2 protein-coding genes are annotated in these 2,022 nt (G+C 69.2%); both read left to right on the forward strand.

The annotated features are described in order from the left end of the window. Window positions 1-265: 265 nt before the first annotated feature. A complete protein-coding gene (locus tag J5F18_RS07580; RefSeq protein ID WP_346301664.1) occupies window positions 266-1,687 on the forward strand; it encodes an MFS transporter in 1,422 nt (473 codons plus the stop codon). 80 nt (window positions 1,688-1,767) lie between these two features. Then, on the forward strand, window positions 1,768-2,022 hold a 255-nt coding region (locus J5F18_RS07585; RefSeq protein ID WP_346301665.1), incomplete at its 3' end, for an acyl-CoA dehydrogenase N-terminal domain-containing protein.

Below are 2,022 nucleotides of genomic sequence, written 5' to 3' on the forward strand. Positions count from 1 at the left end.
CCGGGGCCGGATGTGGCCCTGCTGCGGCGTCGCACCGATTGAGTCCGGGTCGGGTCGGTCATACGATTCCCGGGTCAAGGAGAACGCGGCGAACTGTTTCGGCGTGATTTCGATAACCTGTTGTTATGCAGGGCGTTCATCGGCACCTTGGCGTTGACTTATGGCGGGCTGGGCGTATGATTTCGGCCGCAAGTTTTGCGCTCCCGGCCCCTTTTTCCGGTTTCTCCCTCTCCCTGAGTGACTCCTTTTCCAAGCGAGGCGTGACATGTCGCGGCAACTGTTGACCATGGCCCTGGCGCCGCTGCTCGGGCTCTTCATCCTCGGCATCGGCAACGGCTTCCTGGCCACGGTGATCACCCTGCGCCTGGACGCCGCCGGCCAGTCGCCGGTGGTGATCGGCTGGGTCTCCTCGGCCTACTTCATCGGCCTGGCCCTGGGCGCCATGCTCAACGACCGGCTGCTGCTGCGCATCGGCCATATCCGCGCCTACGGCAGCTTCGCCTCGCTGGTGGCGGTGACCGTGCTGCTGCAGGGGCTGGTGGATCACCCCTGGGCCTGGTTCGCGCTGCGCCTGATCGGCGGCTGGGCCACGGTGGGGGTCTTCCTGGTGATCGAGAGCTGGCTGCTCACCGCCGGCGAGCAGAAGGTGCGCGGGCGCCTGCTGGCCCTCTACATGATCTCGATCTATGCCGCCGGGGTGCTCGGCCAGCTGCTGCTGGGGGTCACCGAGGCCATGGGGGGCGCGGCCTCCTTCATGGTGATCGCCATGCTGGCCTCGCTCTCGGTGCTGCCCATGGCGATGATCCCGCGGGTCTCGCCGCTGATCGAGAAGGCCGAGCCGCTGCCGCCCCACCGCCTGATCACCCTGACCCCCACCGGCGTGATGGGCAGCTTCGGCTCCGGCATCGCGGTGGCGGCGGTCTATTCCCTGCTGCCGCTCTATCTGCAGCGCAGCGGGTTCTCGGTGGATCGCGTCGGCCAGATGATGGCGGTGGTGGTGCTCGGCGCCATGCTGCTGCAGTACCCGGTGGGGCGCTGGTCCGATCGCCACGACCGCCAGATGGTGTTGATTGGCATCGGCGCCTTCTGCGCCCTGATCTCCGCGGCCATCCTGTGGCTGCCGATGACCCCCTGGCTGCTGGCGGGGCTGCTCTTCCTGCTTGGCGGCGGTGTCTTCTCGCTCTATCCGGTGGCGGTGGGGCACGCCGCCGACCGGGCGCCGGCCGGTGCCCTGGTGCGCATGAGCCAGGGCCTGTTGCTGATCAACGCCATCGGCTCGGCGCTCAGCCCGCCGCTGGTCTCGCCGGTGATGGCGGCGCTGGGCGATGCCGGCCTGTTCTGGAGCTTCGGCGCCCTGGGGCTCTTCCTGGTGGCCTTCTTTGGCTGGCGGCGCAGCGTGCGTCCGGCGCCGGTGCCGGTGGCGCCCTTCCAGCCCACCGCGCCAATGTCCGCCGCCGGTGCCGAGCTGGTGGTGACCGAGGAGCTGGTGCAGGGGGCGATCGAGCACGAGCACGTGGAGGATCTCTCCGAGGCGGTGCCCGAGGTGGACGTGGCTGAGCCGCTGGTGGGCCCGCCGCCGCCCGACGAGCCGCATATCGTCTACTTCGACGAGCCGGCGGATGCCGAGGCGGCCGAGCCGGTGCAGGCGTCGCTGCCGGGCCTGGAGCCCCAGGCCCTGAAGGGATAGCCGACTACGACCTTGGGGGAATGGTCGGCGAAAAGTAGGGAATCTACTATCACCGTTATCATTTTCCCCGAGGTGCTTCGATGATCCCCTTTGCCGCCCCCGTCCGCGACCTCCGCTTCGTGCTGGAAGAACTGCTCGACCACGGTTCGCTCTCGCTGCCCGGCTTCGAGGAGGCCAGCCCCGACCTGGTCGAGGCCGTGCTGGAGGAGGCCGCCAGGCTGGCCGGCGAGGTGTGGGCGCCGCTCAACGCCAGCGGCGACCGCCAGGGCTGTAGCCGCCGCGACGACGGCGGCGTGACCCTGCCGGACGGTTTCATCGAGGCCTACCAGGCCTAC

This window comes from Halomonas sp. BM-2019, assembly GCF_017584085.1.